This window comes from Pseudomonas sp. P4_D7, assembly GCF_056401755.1.
This window is the reverse complement of record NZ_JBFUIR010000129.1, coordinates 1-2,592: the sequence shown is the minus strand read 5'-3', so window position 1 is coordinate 2,592 and position 2,592 is coordinate 1. Positions and strand designations below refer to the sequence as shown.

2 protein-coding genes are annotated in these 2,592 nt (G+C 60.5%); both read left to right on the top strand.

Translation table 11 applies throughout. The features are described 5' to 3' along the window. On the top strand, window positions 1–2,108 hold a 2,108-nt coding region (gene alaS / locus AC1DVF_RS28955; protein WP_477783590.1), incomplete at its 5' end, for an alanine--tRNA ligase. A 90-nt stretch (window positions 2,109–2,198) separates the two neighbouring features. Beyond that, on the top strand, window positions 2,199–2,592 hold a 394-nt coding region (locus AC1DVF_RS28950; protein ID WP_477783589.1), incomplete at its 3' end, for an amino acid kinase family protein.

Genomic DNA, 2,592 nt, shown 5'->3' with positions numbered 1-2,592 from the left:
ATACCGGCCCGTGCGGCCCATGCACCGAGATTTTCTACGATCACGGCGACCACATCTGGGGCGGCCCRCCGGGCTCGCCGGAAGAAGACGGCGACCGTTACATCGAGATCTGGAACAACGTGTTCATGCAGTTCAACCGCACCGCCGATGGCGTGTTGCATCCGTTGCCAGCGCCGTCGGTCGACACCGGCATGGGCCTGGAGCGGATCAGTGCGGTGATGCAGCACGTCAATTCCAACTACGACATTGACCTGTTCAAGAACCTGCTGAAGGCCTCGGCTGAAGCCATCGGTTGCGAAAATGGCGATCAGTCGTCGCTCAAGGTTGTTTCCGACCATATCCGTTCGTGCGGCTTCCTGATTGCTGACGGCGTGCTGCCGTCCAACGAAGGTCGCGGTTATGTGCTGCGCCGGATCATCCGTCGCGCCTGCCGTCACGGTAACAAACTGGGCGCCACCGGCAGCTTCTTCTACAAGATCGTCGCGGCGCTGGTCGCCGAGATGGGCGAAGCGTTCCCGGAACTGAAGAAGCAGCAGAGCAACATCGAACGTGTGCTCAAGGCTGAGGAGGAGCAGTTCTCCAAAACGCTGGAGCACGGCCTGAAGATCCTCGAGCAGGATCTGCTGGAACTCAAAGGCACCGTGGTGCCGGGCGACGTGGTGTTCAAACTCTACGACACCTACGGTTTCCCGATGGACCTGACCGCCGACATCGCCCGTGAGCGCAGCCTGACGGTCGACGAAGCCGGTTTCGAGCGTGAGATGGAAGCCCAGCGTGTTCGTGCGCGTTCGGCCAGCTCGTTCGGTCTGGATTACAACACTCTGGTCAAGGTTGATGTCGCCACCGAGTTTACCGGCTACAAAGACACCAGCGGTTCGGCAAAAATTGTCGCTATCTATAAAGATGGCCAGTCGGTCGACGTCTTGAACGAAGGCGAAGAGGCGGTGATCGTTCTGAATCAGACGCCGTTCTACGCTGAATCCGGCGGCCAGATCGGCGACTGCGGTTTCCTGCAGGCAGGTAACGCGCGTTTCGACGTACGTGACACCACCAAGACCGGCGGCGCATTCCTGCACCACGGCGTGCTGGATTCGGGCAGCCTGACCATTGGCGCGCCAGTGGAAACTCACGTCGACGCCGAAGTGCGTCACGCCACTTCGCTGAACCACTCGGCCACGCACTTGCTGCACGCTGCATTGCGTCAGGTCTTGGGCGAGCACGTTCAGCAGAAAGGTTCGTTGGTGGATAGCCAGCGTCTGCGTTTCGACTTCAGTCACTTTGAAGCGATCAAGCCGGAACAGATCAAAGCGCTGGAAGATATCGTCAACGCGGAGATCCGTAAGAACTCCGCGGTTGAAACCGAAGAAACCGACATCGAAACCGCGAAGAACAAAGGCGCCATGGCGCTGTTCGGCGAGAAGTATGGCGACAACGTGCGCGTGCTGAGCATGGGCGGCGATTTCTCCGTCGAGCTGTGTGGCGGTATCCACGCCAACCGTACCGGCGACATCGGCCTGCTGAAAATCATCAGCGAAGGCGGTGTGGCTTCGGGTGTGCGTCGTATCGAGGCAGTCACTGGTGCTGCGGCACTGGCCTACTTGAACGCGGCAGAAGAACAACTCAAGGAAGCGGCCAGCCTGGTCAAGGGCAGCCGCGACAACCTGATCGACAAGCTGTCGGCCGTGCTGGAGCGCAACCGCCAACTGGAGAAGCAGCTGGAGCAGTTGCAGGCCAAGGCTGCCAGCGCCGCGGGCGACGATCTGTCGAACTCGGCAGTGGACGTCAAGGGTGTGAAGGTTCTGGCCGCACGTCTGGATGGTCAGGACGGCAAGGCGCTGCTGGCGCTGGTTGATCAGCTGAAAAACAAACTCGGCCGCGCAGTGATCCTGCTCGGCAGTGTCCATGAGGAAAAGGTCGTACTGGTTGCAGGCGTAACCAAGGACCTGACTGGCCAACTCAAAGCCGGTGATTTGATGAAGCAGGCTGCTGCGGCAGTGGGCGGGAAGGGCGGTGGTCGTCCGGACATGGCGCAGGGCGGCGGTATCGACGCCGGCGCACTGGATGGCGCACTGGCGCTGACCGTTCCATTCGTCGAGCAGGGTTTATAAGGCAGTCCGCCCGGCCCGCAGTCTAGTGGCGGGCCTGGCGACTGTTCGAGTGATTATTGGGCGCCCTTCATGGGCAGAGGCGGCTTTGAAATGGCTTTGATCGTACAGAAATTTGGAGGCACCTCGGTCGGTACTGTCGAGAGAATCGAGCAGGTCGCCGACAAGGTTAAGAAATTCCGCGATGCCGGCGATGACCTGGTGGTTGTGCTGTCTGCAATGAGCGGCGAAACCAACCGTCTGATCGATCTGGCCAAACAAATCAGTGGCGACACTCAACCGGTTCCGCGTGAGCTGGATGTGATCGTTTCCACTGGTGAGCAGGTGACGATTGCCCTGTTGGCCATGGCGCTGATCAAGCGCGGCGTGCCGGGGACGATCCACGACTTCGGAGGCTTTCCGCCGCCGCTCTACACGCTTACCTATCCCTCGCCGGGCTCGCCGGGGCTGGCATGCGAGACCGCGTCGCTGTTGATCGATGCGGGTT